Origin of the sequence: Telluria sp. B2 (assembly GCF_051789535.1) — a bacterium.
GTDB lineage: Bacteria > Pseudomonadota > Gammaproteobacteria > Burkholderiales > Burkholderiaceae_D > Telluria.
Genome location: NZ_CP196525.1, coordinates 1,538,037 through 1,561,748 on the forward strand (window position 1 = coordinate 1,538,037; position 23,712 = coordinate 1,561,748).

A 23,712-nucleotide genomic window follows, 5' to 3' on the forward strand; every position below is an offset into this window, starting at 1 on the left:
TGGTGCGTGATGCTGGCGTGGCCGCGTCGGTGAAGTTTCGTAGGGTGGGCACTCCGTGCCCACGCGTTACGCACTCTTCCGACGTCCGTATCGTGGATACTTCGCTACGGAACGGATGATATGTTGTTGGCGCCAACTTGACGCTTTTGGAAGCTTGGTTGGCATGCTACAGCTGCGTCAACCTGAGAGCTCAACACCGGGCGAGTTTCGCGTGGGCACGGAGTGCCCACCCTACGGTTGTGGCCGCTGATCTCTCGCAATGATCCGCCACCGCTTCCGGTGGCGGACCGTTCGGCCAGATTCAGCCGATATTGCTGCCCCGGATCTTGCTCAGGTCCTTGTCGTCGCCGAGGTTGCCGGGACGCGGGTCGACGCTGCCGCCCGTGGCGCCGCCGAGCGAGGAGCCGCCCGCACCGGTGCCGAGGGTGGAGCCACCCGCGCCGGTGCCCAGGGTCGAGCCGCTGGAACCCGTGGTCGAGCTGCCCGAGCCCGAGCTCATCCCGGCGCTACCCGAGCCGGACCCCAGCGAGGAACCTGCGCTGCCCACGCCGCCGCCGGCCGTCGAGCCGCTGCCGGCATGGCCCGCGCCCAGGCCGCCGCCTGCACCCATGCTGGACGCTGAGCCGCCCAGGCCGCCGACCGTGCCGCTCATCACCACGCCCGGACCCATGGTCGGGGCGCCGCCGCGGCTTGGGTCGGTGCCGTAGAAGGAGTGGATCTGGCTGGCCCAGTTCATGTCGCTCATGTCGGGCCAGGCGTCCTTGTTGAAGCCAGGCGCGGTTTTCAGGCGCTCTTTCTCGATGTTCAGCACGAAGCGCTTGTTGACGGTGTCCAGGTGCAGGGCCTGCCAGGGCACGGCGAACAGTTTTTCGCCCATGCCGAGGAAGCCGCCGAAGGCCAGCACGGCATAGGCCACCTGGCCGGTATTCATGTCGAGCATGATCTCCTTGATGTCGCCCAGATCTTCCTCGGCGCCGTTGACGACGTTATCGCCAATCAAGGTGTCGGCACCCATCAGTGCCGGGCCGGGACCGGCGCTGCCGGTGTCTTTGTACATCCCATACTTGTCACGATCTGCGTAGCCCATCTCGATCTCCTGTATGTGTGTTGACATTCCCCTGCAATGCCTCCCGAAAGCATAGAGGTCGGCCTTGCGGCACCCATGATATGACTCAATCGTCACAGGGCGCGCGCGCTTGTCACGGCGGCGTCATGCGGCTATGCGACGCTACGGTCGCGCTATGCGAGCTGGCGCACAGAACGAACTCACCCGCGTAGTTATTCTGCTAAGTAATGTTTCGGAGGCTAACGATGACTGTCACATCCCGCTGCAACTACGCAGGCCCGCTGGGCAAACTGATCCCGACCCGTTCGCTTTCGTCGTTGCTCACGCGCCTGCTGCGCAGGGGGTGAACGCCGGGTAGCGCTCTTTCAGGACGCGGCTGAGGACGCGATAGTCCGCGCCCATATGCAACAGCCGTTGGCCGATCGTCAGGGGGCGTGACGGATTCCTTGCATGCATGGTCCGCGTCAGCCAGCCGGCGCGCGCCAGCCAGGGCTGCTTTTCGCGCAGCCTGATCGCGAGAACCGGATGCCTGCCGGGCAGGATCCCGGCTTCCCGCATGTCGTCCCAGTCCACCTGTCCGTAACGCCGGGTCCAGATGCCGCGCTCGTCGACCCGGATCTGCAGCGAGCGGTCGAAGGCGCGCCACCACAGCCGGGCCGCGTAGCAGGCCACCAGCACGAAGCAGGGCGGTGTCCAGAACAGGGGCTTGAACACGGTGCTCAAGAGCAAGGGCAGCACGATGACGGTGTAGACCAGCGCGTCCGCTGCATTGCGCCATGCCGAGTTGTACAAGGCAATCGGCAGCGGGGATGGATCCGTTGATATTGTCATCCCAATAGTATATCGCTGGAGAAACTTCGGGCCCATCCCAGCCGTCTTATGGGTTGCCCGCCCCGCCCGACACGCCATACACCTGGCCGGTGGTAAAGCTGGCCTCGTCGACCGCCAGCGCCACGTAGGCCGACGCCAGCTCGGCCGGCTGGCCGGGGCGGCCCATCGGCGAGTCCTCGCCGAATTTCTTCAGCTTGTCCTGGGTCTGTCCGCCCGACACCTGCAGCGGGGTCCATACCGGTCCCGGTGCGACCGCATTCACCCGGATGCCCTTTTTGGCCAGCTGCTTGGCCAGCGACTTGGTGAACGCCACCTCCGCCGCCTTCGTCTGCGCATAGTCCAGCAGGTTTTCCGATGGCGCATAGGCCTGCACCGAGGCGGTGGTGATGATGCAACTGCCGGCGCGCATGTGCGGCACCGCGGCCTTGGTAATCCAGAATACCGCATAGACGTTGGTCTTGAAGGTCCAGTCGAACTGCTCCGTCGTCAGGTCGAGGATCGAATCGACCGAGTGCTGACGGCCCGCATTGTTGACCAGGATGTCGAGGCCGCCGAGCTGGCGCACGGCCTCGTCGACCAGCTTGCGGCAGAAACCTTCGTCGCGGATGTCGCCGGGCAGGGCAACGGCCTTGCGGCCGGCATCCTGGATCAGCTTGACCACTTCGCGCGCGTCCGCTTCCTCGGCCGGCAGGTAGTTGATGGCGACGTCGGCGCCCTCGCGCGCAAAGGCGATCGCCACGGCGCGGCCGATGCCCGAATCGCCGCCTGTCACCAGCGCCTTGCGGCCGTTCAGGCGTCCGCTGCCGCGGTAGGTGGTTTCGCCATGGTCCGGGCGCGGGGTCATCTTCCCGGCCAGGCCAGGCCAGGGCTGCGACTGACCGGGGAAGGGCGGCCGTGGATAACGGGCGGCCGCCTCACGTGCGCGGCCGGCGGGCGGCTGGCCCGCGGACGAACCCGATTGCTGGGCCATGGCCGGTACGGCGGCGCCCGCGGCAAGACCGGTTGCGACAGTGCTCACGAAGCGGCGGCGCGATGCTTCCACCGTCTCGTCCGGCTTCTTTTTGTTCGAATCCATGTGTGCTCCTGATTTGGGTACAAGGAAGGGATCCGCGACACCTGGCCGCGCATCCGGGATCGTGCCGCGACCATCTGGACCGGCGCGGCTGTGACCGATGGTAGCGATTCCCGCCAGGGGGCGGCATACGGTAGGACGGGCGTGCCGCTGCGAACCGGGGTGATCGGTTAGACTGCTGGGCTGAGCATTGAGCGGGTATGGCAGTGAAACGAATTACGATCATCGCGGCGCTGGCGGGCGCCGGCATCCTGGCCGGCGGCGCGGCCTTTTACTTCACGGGCGGCACCGAGGAAGGCGCCCCGCGCCGCGCGCTGTGGCTGCCGGCCGAGGCGCCGACCAAACCCGCGTGGACGGCGCGGGTGACGCCGCTGGCCGGCGACGGCGGCAATGGCGTGGTCGACGGCGCCCTGGCGACCAGCCGCTTCAGCGACCCCTTCGGCGTCGCACTCGACCTGCAAGGGAACGTCTATGTCGCCGATGGCGGCGACAGCAACCGCATCCGTCGCATCGCCCCCGACGGCGTGGTCTCGACCTTCGCCGGCGGGCGCGAAGGCTTCGCCGACGGCGTCAAGGAGGCAGCCGCCTTCCACACGCCTTCCGCGCTGGCGCTGGACCGCGCCGGCAACCTCTACGTGGCCGATACCGGCAACCACGCGATCCGCAAGGTGGCACCAGGCGGCAGCGTGACCACGCTCGCCGGCGACGGCCAGCCCGGCTACCAGGACGGCATCGGCCGCGCCGCACGCTTCAACGGTCCGGTGGGCCTCGCGGTCGACAGGGAAGGCAATGTCTATGTCGCCGACACCTACAACGACCGCATCCGCCGCATCGCCCCTGACGGTACGGTGACGACCCTGGCCGGTCACGGCCGGCCGGGCAACGCCGACGGTCCGGCGCTGGCTGCCGGCTTCGACACGCCGACCGCGATCGTGGTCGACAAGAAGGGGACGCTGTTCGTCGCCGATACCGGCAACGATGCCGTGCGTCGCATCGACGCCGACGGCACCGTGACGACGATTGCCCGGCCGCCCGAGAACGATCCGCAGCCCATCCTGCGCCGCCCCAGCGGACTAGCGCTGACCGGCGACGGCTACCTGTACGTGGCCAGCGGTGCGGGCGGACGCATCGTGCAGATCGCGCCCGACGGCGCCTTGCATGCGCTGCTTGACGCCGACCGTCCGCCCGAAGCGAGCTACGGCAGCGACGGCACGGTGCGCCTGTACGCGCCGCGCGGCATTGCGGTGCGCCGCGACGGCAGCCTGGTTGTGGCGGACACGCAGGCGCTGCGCCTGTTCTCGCTCGCGGAGCCGAAGCAGGGAGAGCGCGCACCGGCTGTGCAGCCTGTCTTGTCGATGCGCAGCGACCCCATGCCCTGGCCGGTCGGCCCGCAGCAGGAAGTGCACGAAGTAGTCGGGGTGATGGGCGAGGTACGCGGCAGCTACGACGGCGAAAGCCGTCATCACTTCCATGCGGGCCTGGACATCCGCGCCGACATCGGCTCGCGCGTGCTGGCGGTGCTGCCTTCGAAGATCAGCGATCCCTTCCCGAACTGGGGCTTCGGTGCGCTCGGCGAAGGCATGAGCCTCGGGCCTTTCTCGTACATCCACATGCGTGTCGGGCGCGAGAGCAACGGCAAGGCGCTCGACGCGCGCTTCCAGCTGCTGCTGGACGCGCGCGGCAAGCCCGAGCGCGTGCGGGTGCGGCGCGGCGCCCGCTTTGCCGTGGGCGATGCGCTCGGCACCATCAACCCGATGGCCCATGTGCATATGGATTACTACCCCGGCGGCGCCGTGGTCAATCCCCTGACCCTGCCCTTCGTCGGCCTGCGCGACACCATCCCCCCGACCATCCAGGGTATCGCCCTGTACGACGCCGCGGGCAAGCGCATCCGCCCGGCGCGCAAGGGCCAGCCGCTGCGCATCGAGCGCGCCCAGGGCGAGGTGAACATCGTGGTCGACGCCTACGACCAGATGGACGGCAACCTGGCGCGCCGGCGCCTGGGGCTGTACAAGCTGGGCTACCAGGTGCTGCATGCCGACGGCCGGCCGGTGGCCGGTTTCGAGGCGCCCCTGATCACCCAGGTCTACGACCGCCTGCCCCGCGAACGCGAAGCGGTGAAGCTGGTGTACGCCGACAGCAGCGGCATCACGGTCTACGGCAGCAAGACGACGCGCTTCGCCTATGCGGTGAGTAACACGATGCAGGGCGGGCAGGCGCTGCCGGGAAGCTGGAAGGTGGGGAACCTGGCGCCGGGCGAGTACATCCTGCGCATCTACGCGGCGGATTACGCGGGACTGGTGGCGACCGAGGGGCGTGATTTGGCGGTGACGGTGGAATGAAGCCGCAACGCCTGGCTTGAGACCCGTAGGGTGGACGGCTCCGCCGTCCACGCGTTCAACCGGCTTTGGATCAGTCGTCAAGCTATTCAAGCGTCCGTTGAACGCGTGGACGGGAGACCCGTCCACCCTACGGGTCTACGCTACGTCTGCTGACTGGACAGGTGGGCACGGGGCGCCCACCCTACGGAAATGCACCGATCGTAGGGTGGGCGCCCCTGAACTGACCCCAATAAGTTAGACACAACTTATTGGGGTGATATGGGTAAGCACACGGAGCAGTTCAAGATAACGGTTGTCCAGGACTATTTGTCTGGTCGGGGAGGCTACCGGGCTGTGGCTCAGCGCCATGGCATGGCCAATCGCTCGCTGGTGGAGCGCTGGGTAACAGCGTATCGACTGCATGGGGATGCTGGACTGCGCAAGAAGCGGAGCAGATATACGGCCGCATTCAAGCTGTCGGTACTACAGTACATGTGGGAAAATCGCCTTTCGATCACCCAGACCGCTGCCCGGTTCGATATCCGCGGTCATTCGACGGTAGGAGTCTGGGAGCGTGCCTATCAAGAAGGGGGGAGCGAGGCATTGGCTCGCCCTCCAACAAGCAGATCCGAGAAGATGATCATACCGACGACAAAGCCGGAAGTAGCGCATGAAGACAAGCGTAGCCGCGAAGAATTGCTGGCCGAGTTGGAGTACCTGCGGATGGAGAACGCCTACCTAAAAAAGTTGAGAGCCTTAGTTCAGGCAAGGCAGGAAGCGGAGTCTGCGAAAAAACCCAAGCGGTCCAAGAACTAAGGCAGCAATATCGACTCGACGGTCTGCTCAAGCTGGCAGGACTTCCTCGAAGCTCGTTCTATTACCGGCTCAAAGCGCAAGCTGCCGATGACAAGTACGGACAATTGAAAGCGACGATCAAGGACGTATTCGAGCGCCACAAGGGACGTTATGGTTACCGCCGTGTGACCTCAGCCATTCGCCAGCTTGGCGAACGCATCAATCATAAAACCGTACAGCGTTTGATGGGGCAACTGAAGTTGAAGTCCCTGGTTCGTCCCAAGAAATACAAGTCTTTCAAAGGCGAAGTGGGCAAGACGGCGCCGAACGAATTGCAGCGCCGGTTCGAAGCAAAGGCGCCAAAGCAGAAATGGGTGACCGACATCACCGAGTTTCATGTCGCAGGTGAAAAGCTTTATTTGTCGCCTGTGCTCGACCTATACAATGGTGAGATCATCGCTTTCGAAACGAACAGGCGCCCTCGGTTCGAACTGGTGACATCCATGCTGACCAAGGCATTTTCAAGACTTGGCCCGGAGGACAAACCAATGCTCCACTCCGACCAGGGATGGCAATACCGCATGCCCGCTTATCAACAGGCACTGACCGAGCATGGGATCGTGCAGAGCATGTCGCGCAAGGGTAACTGTCACGACAATGCGGCCATGGAAAGCTTCTTTGCCGTGCTCAAGACCGAGTTCTTCTACTTGGAAAAAATCACCAGCATCGATCAGCTGGAAGCTGGGATTGATGAGTATATTCGCTACTACAACAATGACCGCGGCAAGCTCAGACTCAACGGGCTGAGCCCTGTACAATTCAGGACTCAGCAATTGGCAGCATAGATCAACTGTCCAACTTTCTGGGGTCAGTTCACCCGTGCCCACCGACGTGTGCGTCCCGCTCACCGCAGCAGCTTCAGCCCCGGCGGCAACGCCTCACCCAGCATGCGCGTCTCGCTCGCCTGGTCCAGCTCCACCACCTCGCGCACCATCGCTGTCCAGGTGGAGGGCGCACCGATGGAGGCCAGGCGGCGCAGCACCTGTTCGCGCACCGGCTCGCCGATATCGCGCGAGCGGTCGCCCGTCATGCGCGCGATGTGGGCGGCGGCGAAACCGGCCGGCTCGACCTTCTTCCAGTCCAGTTGCAGGAGCTGGCCCAGCCATTCTTCGGCCACCTCGGCAGGGGCGACTTCGTGCGCGCTGCCGTGGAAGGACTGGCGCGCGCCGACACGGCCCATGGCCCACAGGTAGCGCGTATAGGTCGCCGCCGTCTTCGCGTCGAGCCTGGCTGAACCGGATGGAATGGCCATGATCTGCTCCATCATCCAGTTGCCGATCTCGGCCTTGTAGGCCGACGGGATGCGCTCGAGCGAGGCGCCCAGCCGCAGCATGTCGTCCTCGCTGCCGTCGACCAGGGTGATCGGGCGCTTGCCGCGTTCGGAGGCGTCGGCCTGGAGGTTGAAGGCGAAGTCATCGAGCAGGCGCAACTGGGCTTCGGTGTCCAGGCCCCCGGCGACGCGGCGCCACAGCGTCCACCACTCGGCGCGCACCTGGCTGTCCTTGTGGTACTGGACGCCGGTCTCGAACATCGCCCACAACTGCTCGATGCGCCAGCCGTCGAGCGGATGGCCGAAGCCGGGACGCAGGCAGTAGCCGGCCAGGTTCAGCCAGGCGCGTTCGTGTTCGCTTGAGCGGCGCCGGCCTTTGGCGCGCTCCATTAGCGCATCGAACAGGCGCCGCAGCAGCGGCGTGGTCCAGGCTTCGCGCCTGCCCAGCAGGTGCTCCAGGCTGGCGCGCAGCTGGCGCACCTCTTTCGGGTCGACCTGTTTCGAGCGGGTGCCGAAGATGCGGTCGATCTTCTCGATGGCGGCATCGAGGTTCGCCGGCATGGCATCCATCTCCGGCGCCTCGGTGGCGTCGCTTCCTTCGGCTTCGCGCAACTCGAAGGCGAGCTGCCAGCGCTGGCCATCCTCGGCCACGCAATGCACCTCCAGGGAGCCGACTTCGCTCAGCGTGGTTACCAGCTGTACCGGGATGTCGCTGCGCGCCGCCGCGCCGGGCGCCGCGCGCAGCACGGTGGCGATCGGCGGCAGGCGCACGACGTCGCCCGGCGGCAGGTCCACCAGCGCGCCCGGCTGCGGGGCCTGGCCGGCGTCGGCGATCGTCGAGACCAGGTGGAAGCGCACCGGCCGGCCCAGGCGCAGCGCGAAGCTGCGGTCGAGCAGGCGCACTTCGGTTGCCGCCGGCGTACCGCGCGGCAGCAGGCAGACGGCGCGCAAGGCGCCATTGGTCCCGCGCTCGCCTTCGAGCAGCAGGTAATAGCTGCGCGCCGCGCCGCTTTCGATGGCCGGCGCCTGGCCCTGGCGCGCCAGCGAGTAGGCGACGCCGCCACGCGCCACGGCGACGTCCGGGTTGTCGTTGTGCAGGATGTGCAGCGGCTGGCCGCGCCAGCGTCCCAGCACATCGGCCAGGCGATCAGCCAGCGCGGCGCCGCGGAACACGCCGCCGTTGAGCAGCAGGGTATCCGGCACCGGCAAGGATTCGTCATCCTCGGGCAGGTCGAGGGCCGCGCGCGCCGCTTGCGCGTGCTGGCGCAGGAAGCTGGCGAGGTGGCGCGTGACGGCCGGATCGCTGGCGTAGGGCAGGCCGAATTCGACGATGCCGGCGCGGGCCCGCTTCGCGTCTTCCTGCGCTTCGTTGAGCGGGAAGAAGCCGTCCAGCACGACGCGTTCGATGTCTTCCCGCCGCAAGTTCGCCTTGCGGCTGCCGCCGATGAGGCGCGAGCCGGCGCCGAGCAGGGTGACGGTGACAAGCTCCGGCGCATCGGGCGCGAGCAGTTGCTCCTTGGCGGCGCGGCAGCGTTCGGTCAGCTGGGCCAGGCGGGCGGCCGACAGGCGCTCGCGCGGGGCTGCATTGCCAGCCGCCTCGCCGGCCGCCTCGTTCATGCGCGCCTCGACCAGGTGGGCGAGCGCGAGATCCATGTTGTCGCCGCCGAGGATCAGGTGGTTGCCCACGCCGATACGCGTAAGCTTGGGCTCGCCATCCTCGAGTTCGACCTTGACCAGGCTGAAGTCGGTGGTGCCCCCGCCGACGTCGGCCACCAGCACCAGGCGGACGCCGGCCAGGTCCTCGGCCAGCGTGGCGCGGTGGCGGTACAGCCAGTCGTAGAGGGCAGCCTGCGGTTCTTCCAGCAGGCGCAGTTGCGGCAGGCCGGCCAGTTTGGCCGCTTCCAGCGTGAGCGCGCGCGCCCCTTCGTCGAAGGAAGCAGGCACGGTCAGCACCAGCTGCTGCTGCTCCAGCGGATGGGTGGGGAAGCGCAGGTTCCAGTTGGCGCGCAGGTGGGCCAGGTAGCTGGCGCTGGCCGCCACCGGCGAAACCTTTGGTACGTCGGGCTCGGCGCCCCAGGGCAGGATGGGCGCCATGCGGTCCACGCCCGGGTGCGAGAGCCAGCTCTTGGCGCTGGCTACCAGCCGCCCCGGCGTGGCGGCACCGAGATTGCGCGCCAGGCGGCCGACGGCCATCTGGACTACGCCGGCGACGTCTTCCTGCAGCCAGGGCAGCTGCAGTTCGCCCGGCGCCAGTTCGCCCTCGGCCGGGTGGTAGCGGTTCGAGGGCAGCAGGGGCTGCCCGGCCACTTCGCCGGGCGCCACCAGTTGCTCGATGGTAAACAGTTCAACCTTGTCGGCACCCGGCTGGGCGTAAGCCAGCACGGTGTTGGTGGTGCCGAGGTCGATGCTGACCAGCCAGGGCGTCACGGCGTGTCGGGTGCGGTGCGAACGTCGAACTCGACCTTCCAGCGCTGGCCTTCAGGCGAGATCGCCGCCAGTTCCAGGGTACCGGCTTCGGTGGCCAGCGCGTGCAGTTTCACCTGCACCACGTCGCCCGGGGTGCGGCCTTCGGCCGGCAGCGTGGCCTGGATCTCGTTCAGCTCCTGCAGCTCGTCGGGGCCCCAGAAGTCGAGCACTTCGCCGATCTGGTCCTGGCGGCGCGTGGTCGAGCCGAAGAAGCGGAAGTGCACCGGTTCGCCGACCACCAGGCCGAATTCCTGGCCCGGCAGTTCGAGCTCGGTGCCTTCTTCCATGCCGAAAGGCGCCACGCACAGGGCCTGGATCGGCGGCTCCATGCCGGGGATGGCCGGCATCGAGGACTCCACGCCGACGTAGTAGGAACGGGCCGTGCCGCCGCGGATGCGGACGCCGCCGCCGCGCCGCGCATAGCTGTAGTAGGCCGCGCCGCGGGCCACCGCCAGGTCGAGGTCGGCGCCTTCCAGCATGCGCGCCGGTTCCGCGCCTTCCATGTAGAGCCAGTCGTTGATGGTGTCCATCACGCGCTGGGCCAGGATGCCTGACTTGAAGACGCCGCCGTTGAACAGCACCGCGCTCGGATGCAGGAAGCTGTGGTCAGGGCTGACGCGGCCTGCGAAGCCTTCCAGCTCGGCGGTGGCGCCGGCCTGGCGCGCCAGGAAGGCGCTCAGGTGCTTGGTAATCGCCGCGTCCTGCGCGTAGGGCAGGCCCAGTTGCGTCAGGCCGGCGCGGGCGCGGGTGGCCGGACGTGCGGAGACTTCCACGCGCGGGAAGAAACCGTCGGTAATGAAGGCCGTGACTTCCTCGCGCGTCAGCTCGGTGCGGATCGAGCCGCCGATGAGTTTCGAGCCGCGGCTCGGCACCACGATCGGCCAGGTGGTCGCGTTGGCGTCGGCCAGCAGGTGCTCCTTGGCGCCGCGGCAGCCGTAGGTGAGGGCGCGCATCTGCCAGGCGTCGAGCTGGGTGCCGTTGGCGGCCAGCTTGCGCGCGACCAGGTGCGCCAGCGCCAGGTCCATGTTGTCGCCGCCGAGCAGGATGTGGTCGCCCACGGCCACGCGGTGCGGCTCCAGCTTGCCTTCGCGTTCGAGGATGGCGATCAGCGAGAAGTCGCTGGTGCCGCCGCCGACGTCGACGACCAGCACGATGTCGCCGGCTTTCACCTGCTTGCGCCAGGCGCCGTTGCTGCCCTGGATCCAGCTGTAGAGCGCGGCCTGCGGTTCTTCCAGCAGGGTGGCGGCGTTGTAGCCCGCGTTGCGCGCCGCTTCGGCGGTCAGCTCACGCGCGCCCGGATCGAAGGAGGCCGGGATGGTGACGGTGACCTGTTGCTGGTCGAAAGGCGCTTCCGGATGCGCCTGGTCCCAGGCGCGGCGCAGGTGCTGCAGGTAGCGCGTCGAGGCCTCCAGCGGCGAGACGCGCGTGACTTCTTCCGGCGCGTCGCTCGGCAGGATGGCGGCGCGGCGGTCCACGCTCGGATGCGAGAGCCAGCTCTTGGCCGAGGACACCAGGCGGATCGGCGTGGTGGCGCCGCGGCTGCGCGCCATTTCGCCTGCGATGGTGGTCTCGCCTTCGGCGCTCCATGGCAGGGCCAGTTCGCCCGGCGCCAGTTCGTCCGGATGCGGCAGGTAGAGGAAGGAGGGCAGCAGCGGCAGCGCTTCGACGGTGCCGGGCGCGGTCAGCTGCGGCACCTGCAGCACGCCGTGCGCGGTCTTCTCGCCGTCGCTGGCTTCGAGGTCGACGTAGGAAAGGGCGCTGTGGGTCGTGCCCAGGTCGATGCCAATGGCGTAACGGGCGCTCACAGTTCCACCTCCGCCGGAGCGATGATGCTGGCGTCGTGCTCTTTCGCCAGCTGGGGCAGGCGCACGTCCGTTGCGCGCCAGCCGCGGTGCGACAGCGTGCCCTTGAACGGCGCCTTGCCGACGACGTTGCCGGTCAGGCGCACGCTGGCGGCATCGAAGCCTTCTTCCAGCGTGACGCGCGCGCCTTCCGCTTCGGTGCGGACGGGCTGGATCGTGAAGTGTTCCTTCAGCACGCGGGCGCAGCCTTCGTGCACGACGCGGGCGGCGGCGCCGATGTCGGCGTCGGCATAGCCGGTCAGGTTCTCGTTGGCGAAGTCGATCAGGCGCGCTTCGCGCTGCAGCAGGGTCAGCAGTTGCAGGGCGGCTTCCGGCGTCGCTTCACGCAGCGGCGTCGGAGCCGGAGCCACTGAGGCCGGCGCCGGCGTCGGAGCAGGTGCGGGAGCAGGCGGCGCGGCCAGCGGGCCGACCTGGTCATCGCGCACGCGCGCGGCGAATTCGGCGTCGCCCACGGTCTTGAAGAAGGTGCCGAAGGCAAGGGACAACCGGCTCCAGAAGCCGGGCAGTTGGGTCGGTGTATTCATTCTTGGTGTTCTGTAGGGTGAGGGACGGGCGCGCTGTCGGACAGCGTCGGGGCCTCGGTCCGGACAAACGCGAATGATACCAGTTCAACCAGGATCAGGCGCCATGGGTAGATGGCGTCCCGACGCTGCCATTGCGAACCGCCATTTGTTGTTGCAGCGCCAGGTTCCGCTTGACCGCCACCGGGTGGTCCGCACCTTCTATCGCGAAACGCGATTATCAGCTGAGCCAGGCCCTGAGTACGTCGGCACTTTCTTCCATGCCGTATTGCAGGCGGCTCTGCGCATGGGCCGTGCATTGTTCCAGCGTGCCGGTTCCCTGCGTGGCTGCCTTCGCGGCGAGCGCCTTGCTTGCGATACCAAAGGCGACGATGGCCTCGTCCCAAGACAAGCCCGACGCCAGCGCATCCTCGACCACGCGTGCTGCGAGGAGACCCAGTTTATCTACCCGGCCGTTATCCGCTTTTCCTAACCTTAACATTTCCGCATCCTTTCGACATCGACAAAGGTGATCCGTGCCGAGCCATGGTACGCGACCGTGTGGCGCAGGCGCGCACCTGAGGTGTCGCATCGCGCATCTGCGTCCGGGAAGAAAGATGCATCGTGCGTCCGCTGCGTGTGCCGGACTGCGGCATATCCGGTACAAAGTGCGGGCATAGCCCCACGCTATCGGCGCTCATTCGAATCCCGATTGAAGTTCCTGCCAGCTTCGTTAAGTTAATGGGTCAGGCCAGATTTGGTCACGATATTTCCTTAACCAGGAGGAACACATGGCATTCAGCCTTTTCGATTCGAAAGGTACTCCCATCGAGAACCAGCGCTATACCTGGCGCGACATGGTGCGGCAACCGATCAGCAAGCTCGACGACGATGCGTTCACCCGGGTGCGGGTGATCCTGATGAACGGCATCGAGATCGAAGCGCTGCGCTTCTCGCACATGGCGGCGCGTTTCAACAAGGAATTGCGCCTGCCGCTGGCGCTGATCCGCCGCTCGGAACAGCACCAGGCCACGATGGTCAACTGGCTGCTCTCGCCGGACCATTCGCCGCTCGAGATCACCATCGCCTACGAGCAGGTGGCCATCGAACTGACGGCCGCCGTCGCCCAGCGCGAGCCGGATCCCTACCTGGCCCAGACCTACCGCTACGGCCTGCTCGAGGACTTCGACCACATCTACCGCTATTCGGCCCTGCTCGACCGCCTCGAGGGCAAGGACCCGAACAACATCACCCAGAGCTATACCGACATCATCCCGGCGCGCCCGACCTGGGAGCACCACCGCCATCCGTCGGACGACCTGGTCAACCACTACGACCGCAGCCAGGCCCAGATGCTCAGCAAGCTGCATGCGTTGACGATTACTTCCAGCGAAGCCCAGACCCACAACTACTACATGAACGTGGGTCCGAAGTTCGCCGATCCGGTGGCGCGCCAGCTGTATGCCGAGATCGCATCGGTCGAGGAGCAGCACGTGACGCAATACGAATCCATGCTCGACCCGTCCGAGACCTGGCTCGAACAATGGGTGCTGCACGAGGCCAACGAGTGCTACAACTACTACAGCTGCGTCGCGTCCGAGACCAATCCGCGCATCAAGGCGATCTGGGAACGCTTCCTCGACTACGAGCTGGGCCACTTCCACGCCGCCTGCGAGGCCTTCAAGACCTACGAGGGACGCGACCCGGCGGAAATCATCACCAGCCCCTTCGAGCGCCCGATCGAGATGAAGAGCCAGCGCGACTTCTACCGCGAGGTGCTGGTCAACGAAGTGGACCTGCGCCGCTTGGGCACCCAGTTCGTGCCGAAGGCCCAGGAAAGCCAGGCCAGCATCGACTACCGCGCCATGCTGCACAGCGAAGGCGAACCGAGTGGTCCGATCTCGGCCGGCTACGTCTGGACTCCGGGCACCGAGCTGATGCGCCGCGGCGCGTCCGGCGGCGCCACCACGGCCACCGGCACCGAAGCGGCCGCCCAGGCGCCTGCGAGCGGCATCGCGCAGTAATCGCCCACATCGCACATTCAGGAGGAAATATGGCTCAAGAGAAAGAACACGTGGGCATGAACAAGACCGGCGTGCAAATGGCGCCGCTCGAGACCAAGGCCATGCTCAGCGACGACAAGATCCTTACCCGCGGCCACCCGGGCGACGAAACCCAGGCGGCGGCGCTGCGCCAGGCCTATATCGCCGAAGGCGAGGGGCTTGGTTCGATCCCGATCCCGGGCACCATGAAGGGCATGGTCAGCATGGGCGTCAACATGCTCAAGGGCGACAAGCCCCAGGTGCTGCTCGACAAGCTGGCCGAACGCCTGGCGATGGAACGCACCGCGACCCGGCTCTACGACGCGTTGCTGACCAAGCTGTCCGCAGTGAACGCGGCCACCGCGACCATCAGCATCGACGAGGTCGCCAGCATCCGCGGCGACGAGGCGCGCCATGCCGTGCTGCTGGCCGACGCGATCGCCTCGATGGGCGGCGATCCGACGGCGATGACGCCGAGCGCCGACCTGGCCGGCGTCGAGGCCATGGGCCTGGTCCAGGTGCTGAACGATCCGCGCACCAGCGTGGCCCAGTCGCTGCATGCGATCCTGACAGCCGAGCTGAGCGACGGCGTCGGCTGGGAGACCCTGATCGCGCTGGCGCACGAGCACGAGCAGGCCGACATGGTCGAGGGCTTCAGCAATGCCCTGCAGCAGGAGCGCAAGCACCTGAGCATGATCCAGACCTGGTACGAGCAGGCAGTCGGGCTGAACAACGCTGCCCAGGCGGGCGCCATGCACAGCGCCAGCGGCGCGGCCACGCCAGGCGCGACCATGGGTGTGGGCGCGGCCCCGGTGGCGCCGCCGGGATCGACTTCCTGAGGCGGTGGAAGCAGAAAGGCAGCGCCAGGCCGATGCGCCTGCTTTACGCGCCTGGCGCTGCCGCCACGCCCGCCAGCAATGCCTGGCTATACGTGCCGAAATCGTCCAGCCCGCGCTTGATGATGGTCACCAGCGCCGGCAGCGGCGCGGCCTGGTGATCCCATTCCGCGCGGCAGAATTCGCCGGTGCGCTTCAGATCCTCGGCCAGCGTGGGCGCGATCCAGCCGTTGTCGGCAAGCAGGGTGATCACCTCGCGCTCGTCGTGCGGCGTGCCCAGCCCGGCCTCGGCGATCACGTAGTCCCCCATCTCCACCGCCGCCTCCCAGGCGCGGATCACGTTGAGCGTAGCCGCGTCCTGGCGCGTGACGTCGCCGACGAAGGTGGTCGGGTCTTTCTCGTATTCCTCGCGGGCGCGTCGGCAGCAGCGTTCGATGGTGCCGGTCTTGCCGATCAATACGGTCTCGTCCATGCTTGCTCCTCTAGATCAGAAATAACAGCGCCGCCACGATGGTGGGCCCCAGCGCCCCGCCAAGCAGGCCGAGGGCGCCGATCGATTCGTCTTCGAAGCCGTTGCGCAGCAGGGCGGCGCCGGCCGGGTTCGGGGCATTCGCGATCACGGTCAGGCCGCCGCCGGCCACCGCGCCGGCCACCAGCATATATTGCGCGTGTTCGGACAGGCCCGCGATCAGCGAGCCGAGATAGGTGAGGGCGGCATTGTCGGTAATGGCAGTCAGCCCCAGCGCGCCGAAGAACAGCGCGGTCGGGCCCAGGCTGGACACGATGGGCTGCAGCCACCATTGCTGCATGCCGCCAAGCACCACCAGGCCTGCCAGGAAAAAGCCGACCAATAAACCTTCCTTCAGGATCAGCGGATCCTGGTGCCGTTCGTATGCACGGGTGAAGCCCAGGAACAGCATGAACAGGCCGAGGAAGAGCACCGGATGGTGAGCCAGCAGCACCACGGCGGCCAGGAAGGCCAGGTGGATCAGCGAGACCTTCAGCGGCACCGTCCTGTCTTCCGGGACGGCGGCGGCCGGCGCCAGGTGGCGGCGCAGCAGCAGGACGATGACGGTGGCGTTGATGAACACGGCCAGGGCCGCGCGCCAGCCGAAGTGGGTGAACATGTAGGCGCTGTCCCAGCCCCAGGTGCCGGCCACCATCAGCACCGGCGGCGCGGCATACGAGGTCAGGGTGCCGCCGATCGAGACGTTGACGAACAGGACGCCCAGCGCGCCGTATTTCAGCGCCTCGGGAACGCCAGGCCGGAACACCTGGGGCGCCAGCATCAGGGCCGCCAGCGTCATCGCCGCCGGTTCCGTGATCAGGGAGCCGGCCAGCGGCACCAGCGCCAGGCCGAGCCAGGCCAGCGCCACCTCGGTGCGCACCGGCGCCAGGCGCGCCGTGGTGCGCAGCAGCGCGCGCACCGCGTCGAGCACGGGACGCGAGGCGGCGATCACCATGACGGTGAAGACGAACAGGGGCTCGGTGTAGTGGCGCGACTCGGCGTAGTCGATGGCGGCATCGGGACCGGAGACCAGGGCCATCGCCGCGATCAGGACGAAGGCCCAGAAACCGAACACGACCTCGACTTCGCCCAGCAGGTGGAACAGGCCCGCGTGGCGCGGATGGCGGTCGGCCAGGATCTCGAAACCCTTGGCCGCGAAAGTATGGATGAGTGCGCAGGCGAACAGGATGGCGCCGACCAGCTGGATGGTGGTCATGGCTGGCCTCGGTCTTGCGTTGTGTACGACGGGTAGAAGAGAGCTACGGACATTGTCAGGCGAATAATGAGGGAAGCGCCATTATTTCACCTTTTGATGCAAGTCGGAGAGACGGGAGGCGGCTCCTTCGTAGAGCGTAGGCTTGCGCGGGCACAGGGACAAGGTGAAATCCTGCATGGACAGAATATACACATCTTGCCAAAAGCTGAACGACCGAGTACTGTATATCCATCCAGTACTTTTGCATTGCCCCTAATCATGTCTTGCTTACAACACCATGCTGCGCCGGAAGAATTGCATCCTTCGCTATGGCTCGCCTCGCAGCTCGCGCGCGCCGGCACGCGCTGTGTCGACACCGGACACCCGGTGCTGTCGAAGCAGTTGCCGGGCGGCGGCTGGCCGACCGGCACCCTGGTCGACCTGCTGCTGCAACAGCCCGGCATCGGCGAAATGCGCCTGCTGCGTCCGGCCCTGGCCGAGGTGGCGGCGCGCCGCATCGTGCTGCTGCAGCCGCCCCATCCGCCCCAGGCGCTGGCGCTGGCCGCGCTCGGCGTGCCGCCCGCGCAGCTGATCTGGCTGCGCAGCAGCCGCACCAACGATGCGCTATGGGCGGCCGAGCAGGTGCTGCGCAGCGGCAGTTGCGGGGCCTTGCTCTTCTGGACCAACCACGTGCGCGGCGACAGCCTGCGCCGGCTGCACTTGGCGGCGCAGAGCGGCGAAACCCTGTTCTTCATGATGCGCCCGCTCGCCGCCGCCCAGGATTCCTCGCCGGCGCCGCTGCGCCTGTCGCTGCGGCCCGCCGCCGGCGGGCTCGAGCTCGGCTTCGTCAAGCGCCGGGGGCCGCAGCGCGACGCGCCCCTGTTCCTTCCACTCACTCCTTCTTTGCTCCAACGTCATGCGTTTGTGGATCGGCCTGCACCTGCCCCTGTTACCGCTCGAGGTCTTCAGCCCGAACTGGTCGGGTGACGCCGGCAGCGTCGTGCTCGAGCAGGAGCGCGTGCTGGCGGCGTCACCGGCCGCGCGCGCCGCCGGGGTCAGTCACGGCATGCGCCGCGGCGGCGTCCTGATGCTCATGCCCGAGGCGCGCCTGCACGTGCGCGCGCCCGAGCGCGAAGCCGAGGCCCTGCACGCGGCGGCGCTGGCGCTGCTGCAGTACACGCCGCTGGTCACGGTGGCCGAGGAATCGACCCTCCTGATCGACATCGGCGCCAGCCTGCGCCTGTTCGGGGGCGTGCGCGCGCTGTGCCTGCGGGTGCGGGCCAGCCTGCGCGCCCTCGGCTTTACCGGCGTGCTCAGTTGCGCGCCCACCGCGCGCGGCGCCTGGATGCTGGCGCGCCGCCGCGCAGGGCGGGTCTTGACCATCGCTTCGCTCACGCGCCGCCTCGACGCCTTGCCGAGCAGCCTGCCGCCGCCGGCGCGCCCCTTCGCCGCCTGGTTCGAAGGCATCGGCTGCTTCGACCTCGGCGCCATGCGGCGCCTGCCGCGCCCCGGCCTGCAGCGGCGCTGCGGACGAGAATTGCTCGACATGCTCGACGCCGCCTACGGCATGGCGCCCGAACTGTTCGAATGGGTCGAGGCGCCGACCAGTTTTCACGCGAAGATCGAACTCTTCGACCGGCTCGAGAACGCCGAGGAATGCCTGGCGGGCGCCGAGCGCCTGGTGCAGCAGCTGACCGGCTGGCTGTGCGCCCGCCAGCTGGCCGTGGAGCGCATCACGCTGCTGCTCGAACACGAGCGCGGCAGGGTGGCGCGTCCGGCAACAAAGGTCGAGATCGCGCTGGCCGAGCCCACCTGGCGCGACGAGCACCTGGTGCGCCTGCTGCGCGAACGCCTGGCCAAGCTGGTGCTCGAAGCGCCCGTCATCGCGCTGGCGCTCGACGCCAGCCAGGTGCAGCCGATGGCGCCGCCGAGCGAGTCGCTCTTCCCCGAGCCGGGCGGTACCGAGGAAGACCGCCTGCGCATGCTGGAGCTGCTGGTCGCGCGCCTCGGCCCCGAGAACGTGCTGCAGGCGCTGCCGCAGGCCGACTACCGGCCCGAAGTAGCCAATACCTGGGTCCCGGTGCAGCAGAAGGTGCGCGAGAAGGAGCGTTCATCGCAGATGCCGCCGGATGTGGAAAGCCTGCCGCGCCCGACCTGGATCCTGGCCAAGCCGATCGCGCTGCTGATGCGCAACCACCGGCCCTTCTACGGCTCGCCCTTGAAAATGGCCTCGACGCCCGAACGCATCGAGGCCGGGTGGTGGAGCAAGACGCAGACGCGCGACTATTTCATCGCTGAGGGGCAGGATCATGCGCTGTACTGGGTGTATCGGGAGCGCATCGTGGGGGCGGGGGAGGATGCGGAGCCGAGGTGGTTCCTGCATGGCTTGTTTGGGTGAGCAGAGTCAGCCGGATGACTTGGCGATGACCCCTAGGGTGAACGGCAGGCCACGAGTGTTACCCATGTCCCTAGCCAGGTGTTACCCATGTCCCTAGCCATGTACCCATGCCCGGCCCGAGCGTTAAGGCAGCGTCCCGAGAAAAGCCTTACAGCTTCTCGATCTGCCGGTTGATCGCCTTCTGCGCCCGCTCGTTGCGCTCGCTGTAACGGTCTGTCAGGTAGTCCGTCCTCCCGCGCATCAGCAAGGTCATCTTGAACAGCTCTTCCATCACGTCCACCACGCGGTCGTAGTAGGCGGACGGCTTCATGCGGCCTTCCTCGTCGAACTCCTTGTAGGCCATCGGCACCGAGGACTGGTTCGGGATCGTGAACATGCGCATCCAGCGCCCCAGCAGGCGCAGGGTGTTGACCACGTTGAAGGACTGCGAGCCGCCGCAGACCTGCATGACCGCCAGCGTGCGGCCCTGGCTCGGACGGATCGCGCCCATCTCCAGCGGAATCCAGTCGATCTGGTTCTTCATCACCGCCGTGATCGCACCGTGCCGCTCCGGGCTGCACCAGACCTGGCCTTCCGACCACAGGCACAGCTCGCGCAGCTCGGCCACTTTCGGGTGGGTCTCGGGTACGCTGCCGACCATTGGCAGTTCCATCGGGTCGAAGATTCTGACTTCGGCGCCGAAGTGCTCCAGGATGCGCGCCGCCTCTTCGGTGAGGAAGCGGCTGAAGGAGCGTTCGCGCAGCGAGCCGTAGAGCATCAGGATGCGCGGCGGATGATTCAGCTCGCCGCTTGGTGCGAGCTTGTCCATCGTCGGCAGGTCCAGCAGTTCCGGGCGGATGTTGGGGAGGTTCGGGATCTTGTCCATGTGTTTCCTTGGTCTTGGTTCAGGCGCAGAGGCAGTGCACTCAGGGTGAGCAGGAGGGACGATCGTCTCCGCACGAGCCGGTCGGAAATAATAGCTCAAGGGATACGGGCGCAGGGCTCTCGTCCCCGCCTTGCATGCATTCGCAATCCCGTGCAGAGTAGCGCCTTCCCAGAAACAGAAGGACATCATGCTCACAGAACGCGTCGAGTTCCAGGGCCCGCACGGCAAGCTGGCGGCCAAGCTGGACATGCCCGAGGGCACACCGCGCGCCTACGGCGTCTTCGCCCATTGCTTCACCTGCAGCAAGGACGTGCTGGCGGCGAACCGCATCTGCCACGGCCTGGCCGAGCGCGGCGTGGCGATGCTGCGCTTCGACTTTGCCGGCCTCGGTTCCAGCGCCGGCAACTTTGCCGACACCAATTTCTCGTCCAACGTGGAAGACCTGCTGGCCGCAGCCGGTTTCCTGCGCGCGCATTTCGCGGCGCCGCGGCTGCTGGTCGGCCACAGCATGGGCGGGACGGCGGTGCTCGCCGCCGCCGGCCGCATTCCCGAGTCGACGGCCGTGGTGACGATCGCGTCGCCGAGCGATCCGCACTACGTGGTCGATAAACTGCTGTCCGGGCACCTCGACACGCTGGCCCAGCTGGGCGAGGCGCGGGTCAAGCTGGCGGGACGCGATTTTCATATCCGCCAGCAGTTCGTGGAAGATGCGACGCAGCACGCCTTGAGCGAGCGGATCGCTCACCTGGGCCGTGCGCTGATGGTGATGCATGCGCCGAACGACGATACCGTCGACATCGCCAACGGCCAGCGGATTTTCGAGCTGGCGTCTTATCCGAAGAGCTTCGTGTCGCTCGACGGGATGGATCACCTGGTGACGGGAAGGGAAGACGCGGCGCAGGTGGCCGCGATGATTGCGGCGTGGAGTGCGCGGTATATTGATGCGGCGTGATTGGTCGCGAAACGTAGGGTGGGCACTCCGTGCCCACGCGGAAGCCGGCACAGTGCGAACGTGATTTGTATGAGGATGGATGAACAGCCGCGGAGTCACCCAAGGAAACACCGCGACATGAAAACGGAGCCACGATAGCGCAGCCAACACGACGCGAATGTCCGCGTGGGCAGTGGGGCTGGCTAAATGCCAGCACCACAAAGTGCCCACCCTACAGGTCACGCCGCGATTATTCGTCGAAGTCTTCCGCCAGGTTCTTCCACCCGCGGCTCTTGGCAAACGCCGCGAACTCCTCCGGCGCCTCGAGCACGATCAGCTTGCGGTCCTGCAGGCCCGGGTCGCTGTGGCCGAAGTCCGGTCCCTTGTAACCGAGCGCGCGCAGGCGGTCGATGATCTGCTTTACCAGGACCTTGTCCTTGTAGAGCCCCGCATCGATGGGCTTGGCGAAGTCCACGTAGACGTCGATGATGCCGTAGCCCTCGTCGAAAATGCGGATCGCCTTGACGTCGTGGGATTGGCCGTTACCGTCCGTGGCCTTGAACGGCCCGGACAGTTCAATATCTGAAGAGTCGGTAGTCATGATCACAGCATACCACCGACCCCGGATTTACTTCAGCGCCTTGTAAATCGCTTCCAGGCGGTCCGGCGTGCCCGGGATGCGTTCCAGGCGCGGGTAGCGCAGGCCGTCGTGGTAGTCGAGCGAGATGGTGCGCAGGTTGTTGCCCTTGCGAACCAGGAGCTCGATCGGCGCCTTGGTTCCCTTGGCCGCCTTCACGGCCGCCTTCAGCACCTCCGGCTTGAACACCTTGTTGTTCACGGCCACGATGGTCGTGTTCCCGGCCAGGCCGGCACGGAAACCGACGCCGTCCCAGATCACATTGCTCACGCCGCCGTCGGCGCGTACCGAGAAGCCCAGCGAGTAGCTGAAGTCGGCCGACTTGCTGCGCTCTTCCAGGGCCTTGATGTAGTCCGTCGGCGTGTCGGTGTAGACCAGCTTCCAGCCGGCGCGTTTCAAACCGTCGAGGGGTGCGCCCGGGCCGTGGCCTTCGACGCGCGTGCGCAGGAAAGGCGTCCAGTCGAATTTCTGCACCTTGTCCAGCGTCGCCACGACGTCCTCGAAGGTGTAGAAGGCGGGAAGCATGCTGCCGTTGTCGATGCCGTAGAAGGCGCGCGCGAAATCGTCGAGCGAGCGCTTGTCGCCGGACAGTTCGCGGATCTTGGTGTCCACGTCGAGCCAGATCAGCGCGCCTTCCGAGTAGTAGTCCTCGCTGCGCTGCCAGTTGCTCCAGGCCAGGGCGCGGCGGCCGGCGATGATCGGGTCGTTCACCGTGTCCTGCATCGCGCGCCAGGCGCGGCCCTGGGTGTTGTCGTAGCGCGCCGCAGTGGCGGCCAGCGCGTCGCGCGCACTGGCCTGCGAGACCAGGCCCGAGCGCGCGGCGATGATGCCGCCCCAGTACTGGGTCTGGCCTTCGTAGACCCACAGCAAGCTGTTCTGCAGCGGAGTGTTGAAGTTCGGGACGTCCTGGCCGGCAGGGCGGCGGAACTTGCCGTTCCACGAGTGGGTGTACTCGTGCGGCAGCAGGTCGCGCCCGGCCTCCGTGCGCGCCCAGTCGCTGAAGTAGCCCGGCTTGACGCCGTTCTCGCTCGACTGGTGGTGTTCGCGGCCGATGCCGCCGAATTCGTCCGACAGCGCCAGCAGGAAGTCGTAGTGCTGGTAGTGGTGCGAGCCGAAGAGTTTCAGCGACTGCTGCACCATCGCGCGGTGGGCGGCGATCTGCTCGGGCTTGGCTTCCAGGCTTTCCGGACTATCGGCGACGACGTTCAGCGAGACGCGCACCCTGGCGCCCGGGTCGAGGTCGTACTGCTTGAAGTGGCGGCCGGCGAAGAGCGGCGAATCGATCAGCGTTTCCAGGTCGTGGGGCTTGAACCGGATCTCGTCGCCGCTACGTTCCGCGGTTTCCAGCGCGGTGCCGTACTGCCAGCCGCTCGGGAGCGTGAGCGAAGGCTGGACCGTGATGCGGCGCGCCACGTAGCCGGCCGGGTAGAGCGTCACCGAGGGCCATTGCAGGCCGATGATGTCGTCGGTCATGACGATGCGGCCCTGGCCCGGGTCGAGCGGCGACAGGAACTGATATTCGACGTCCAGCGTCGACGCGCCCTCGGGCACCGTGACGTGGAAAGCGAAGACCTCGACCGGGTCGCGCGTCCACTCGACCGGCTTGCCGTTCGCCGTGAACTTCAGGCCGGCCAGCTGCGTCAGCGGACCGCTCGGACCGTGGTTCGCCGGCAGCCATTGCGGGTACAGGAAGGTCATCGGGCCAGGCTTGACCGGCACCGTCATGCGCATGCGGAAGATCTGCTGCGACAGGTTGGTCGCATCGACTTTCAGGACGATGGTGCCGGGGTAGGGCTGGTCGACGGGCGCCGGGACGGCGGCCTGTGCGGGGAAGGCCAGCGCGAGCGCCAGGGCGAGGGTGGAGGCCGTCTTGGCGGCGAAGGAAAACGGGAGGTGAGCGCTCATCTTGTGATGTGTTCGGGTAACAAAACCGGACGAGTGTAGCACGCAGCCCATGGCGGAAGAGGGCGAAATACTCTGAAACATGGTTGCAAATAAAATTTGCAAAACAGCCTAAAAATCCGTATTTCGTATCCCTTGAAAACCTGCTGGCGTGG

General features: G+C 66.9%; 19 protein-coding genes. 7 read left to right on the forward strand and 12 right to left on the reverse strand.

Annotated features, from left to right (window positions below):
* Positions 1–301 precede the first annotated feature (301 nt).
* The 3 genes from ACSUZJ_RS06885 to ACSUZJ_RS06895 all read right to left on the reverse strand — a co-directional run bounded on the left by ACSUZJ_RS06885 (position 302) and on the right by ACSUZJ_RS06895 (position 2,972).
* The gene (locus ACSUZJ_RS06885; protein ID WP_499414548.1) at positions 302–1,057 is read right to left on the reverse strand and encodes a PRC-barrel domain-containing protein; all 756 of its coding nucleotides are present in this window, start codon (positions 1,055–1,057) and stop codon (positions 302–304) included.
* Positions 1,058–1,387: 330 nt separating this feature from the next.
* Positions 1,388–1,858: a hypothetical protein gene (locus ACSUZJ_RS06890; RefSeq protein WP_499414550.1), complete on the reverse strand. Its 471-nt coding sequence runs from the start codon at positions 1,856–1,858 to the stop codon at positions 1,388–1,390.
* A gap of 85 nt (positions 1,859–1,943) precedes the next feature.
* Positions 1,944–2,972 carry an SDR family oxidoreductase gene (locus ACSUZJ_RS06895; RefSeq protein ID WP_499414552.1) on the reverse strand — a complete coding sequence of 343 codons (1,029 nt, stop codon included), beginning with the start codon at positions 2,970–2,972 and terminating at the stop codon, positions 1,944–1,946.
* A gap of 197 nt (positions 2,973–3,169) precedes the next feature.
* Here ACSUZJ_RS06895 and ACSUZJ_RS06900 point away from each other — a divergent pair, with 197 nt between their 5' ends.
* Both ACSUZJ_RS06900 and ACSUZJ_RS06905 read left to right on the forward strand, forming a co-directional pair.
* Positions 3,170–5,311 carry an NHL repeat-containing protein gene (locus tag ACSUZJ_RS06900; protein ID WP_499414554.1) on the forward strand — a complete coding sequence of 714 codons (2,142 nt, stop codon included), beginning with the start codon at positions 3,170–3,172 and terminating at the stop codon, positions 5,309–5,311.
* 258 nt (positions 5,312–5,569) lie between these two features.
* Positions 5,570–6,930, forward strand: a protein-coding gene (locus tag ACSUZJ_RS06905) for an IS3 family transposase (protein WP_499408834.1) whose coding sequence is annotated in 2 segments (ribosomal slippage) — positions 5,570–6,046 and positions 6,049–6,930 — 1,359 coding nt in all. Because the reading frame shifts where the segments join, the coding sequence is not laid out codon by codon here.
* 59 nt (positions 6,931–6,989) lie between these two features.
* Here ACSUZJ_RS06905 and ACSUZJ_RS06910 read toward each other — a convergent pair.
* The 4 genes from ACSUZJ_RS06910 to ACSUZJ_RS06925 all read right to left on the reverse strand — a co-directional run bounded on the left by ACSUZJ_RS06910 (position 6,990) and on the right by ACSUZJ_RS06925 (position 12,745).
* Complete coding sequence (locus ACSUZJ_RS06910; protein WP_499414556.1) at positions 6,990–9,842, reverse strand: Hsp70 family protein; 2,853 nt, start codon at positions 9,840–9,842, stop codon at positions 6,990–6,992.
* The gene (locus tag ACSUZJ_RS06915) at positions 9,839–11,686 is read right to left on the reverse strand and encodes an Hsp70 family protein (RefSeq protein WP_499414558.1); all 1,848 of its coding nucleotides are present in this window, start codon (positions 11,684–11,686) and stop codon (positions 9,839–9,841) included. The genes ACSUZJ_RS06910 and ACSUZJ_RS06915 overlap by 4 nt, the downstream gene beginning before the upstream one ends.
* On the reverse strand, positions 11,683–12,267 hold the full coding sequence (locus ACSUZJ_RS06920; RefSeq protein WP_499414560.1) for a DUF2760 domain-containing protein: 585 nt from the start codon (positions 12,265–12,267) through the stop codon (positions 11,683–11,685). Before ACSUZJ_RS06920 ends, ACSUZJ_RS06915 begins: the two co-directional genes overlap by 4 nt.
* Positions 12,268–12,484: 217 nt before the next feature.
* On the reverse strand, positions 12,485–12,745 hold the full coding sequence (locus tag ACSUZJ_RS06925) for a hypothetical protein (RefSeq protein ID WP_499414562.1): 261 nt from the start codon (positions 12,743–12,745) through the stop codon (positions 12,485–12,487).
* A 289-nt stretch (positions 12,746–13,034) separates the two neighbouring features.
* Here ACSUZJ_RS06925 and ACSUZJ_RS06930 point away from each other — a divergent pair, with 289 nt between their 5' ends.
* Both ACSUZJ_RS06930 and ACSUZJ_RS06935 read left to right on the forward strand, forming a co-directional pair.
* Complete coding sequence (locus tag ACSUZJ_RS06930) at positions 13,035–14,267, forward strand: hypothetical protein (RefSeq protein WP_499414564.1); 1,233 nt, start codon at positions 13,035–13,037, stop codon at positions 14,265–14,267.
* A gap of 29 nt (positions 14,268–14,296) precedes the next feature.
* Positions 14,297–15,124, forward strand: coding sequence for a ferritin-like domain-containing protein (locus ACSUZJ_RS06935; protein ID WP_499414566.1), 828 nt, complete (start codon positions 14,297–14,299; stop codon positions 15,122–15,124).
* A gap of 43 nt (positions 15,125–15,167) precedes the next feature.
* On the opposite strand, the gene hepT is transcribed toward ACSUZJ_RS06935, so the two are convergent.
* Positions 15,168–15,593, reverse strand: a complete 426-nt coding sequence (gene hepT / locus ACSUZJ_RS06940) for a type VII toxin-antitoxin system HepT family RNase toxin (RefSeq protein ID WP_499414568.1) — start codon at positions 15,591–15,593, stop codon at positions 15,168–15,170.
* A 10-nt stretch (positions 15,594–15,603) separates the two neighbouring features.
* The gene (locus ACSUZJ_RS06945) at positions 15,604–16,845 is read right to left on the reverse strand and encodes a putative Na+/H+ antiporter (RefSeq protein ID WP_499414570.1); all 1,242 of its coding nucleotides are present in this window, start codon (positions 16,843–16,845) and stop codon (positions 15,604–15,606) included.
* A gap of 258 nt (positions 16,846–17,103) precedes the next feature.
* On the opposite strand from ACSUZJ_RS06945, the gene imuA reads away from it, so the two are divergent.
* Entirely contained in the window at positions 17,104–17,811 is a 708-nt protein-coding gene (gene imuA, locus ACSUZJ_RS06950) for a translesion DNA synthesis-associated protein ImuA (RefSeq protein ID WP_499414572.1), read from the forward strand.
* Positions 17,741–19,222: a Y-family DNA polymerase gene (locus ACSUZJ_RS06955; protein ID WP_499414574.1), complete on the forward strand. Its 1,482-nt coding sequence runs from the start codon at positions 17,741–17,743 to the stop codon at positions 19,220–19,222. Before imuA ends, ACSUZJ_RS06955 begins: the two co-directional genes overlap by 71 nt.
* A gap of 148 nt (positions 19,223–19,370) precedes the next feature.
* On the opposite strand, the gene arsH is transcribed toward ACSUZJ_RS06955, so the two are convergent.
* The gene (arsH, locus tag ACSUZJ_RS06960) at positions 19,371–20,087 is read right to left on the reverse strand and encodes an arsenical resistance protein ArsH (protein WP_499414576.1); all 717 of its coding nucleotides are present in this window, start codon (positions 20,085–20,087) and stop codon (positions 19,371–19,373) included.
* Positions 20,088–20,274: 187 nt separating this feature from the next.
* Here arsH and ACSUZJ_RS06965 point away from each other — a divergent pair, with 187 nt between their 5' ends.
* Positions 20,275–21,039, forward strand: coding sequence for an alpha/beta hydrolase family protein (locus ACSUZJ_RS06965; protein ID WP_499414578.1), 765 nt, complete (start codon positions 20,275–20,277; stop codon positions 21,037–21,039).
* Between the two features lie 229 nt (positions 21,040–21,268).
* On the opposite strand, the gene ACSUZJ_RS06970 is transcribed toward ACSUZJ_RS06965, so the two are convergent.
* Both ACSUZJ_RS06970 and ACSUZJ_RS06975 read right to left on the reverse strand, forming a co-directional pair.
* Complete coding sequence (locus ACSUZJ_RS06970) at positions 21,269–21,619, reverse strand: hypothetical protein (RefSeq protein WP_499414580.1); 351 nt, start codon at positions 21,617–21,619, stop codon at positions 21,269–21,271.
* 27 nt (positions 21,620–21,646) lie between these two features.
* The gene (locus ACSUZJ_RS06975; protein ID WP_499414582.1) at positions 21,647–23,560 is read right to left on the reverse strand and encodes a M61 family metallopeptidase; all 1,914 of its coding nucleotides are present in this window, start codon (positions 23,558–23,560) and stop codon (positions 21,647–21,649) included.
* Positions 23,561–23,712 lie beyond the last annotated feature (152 nt).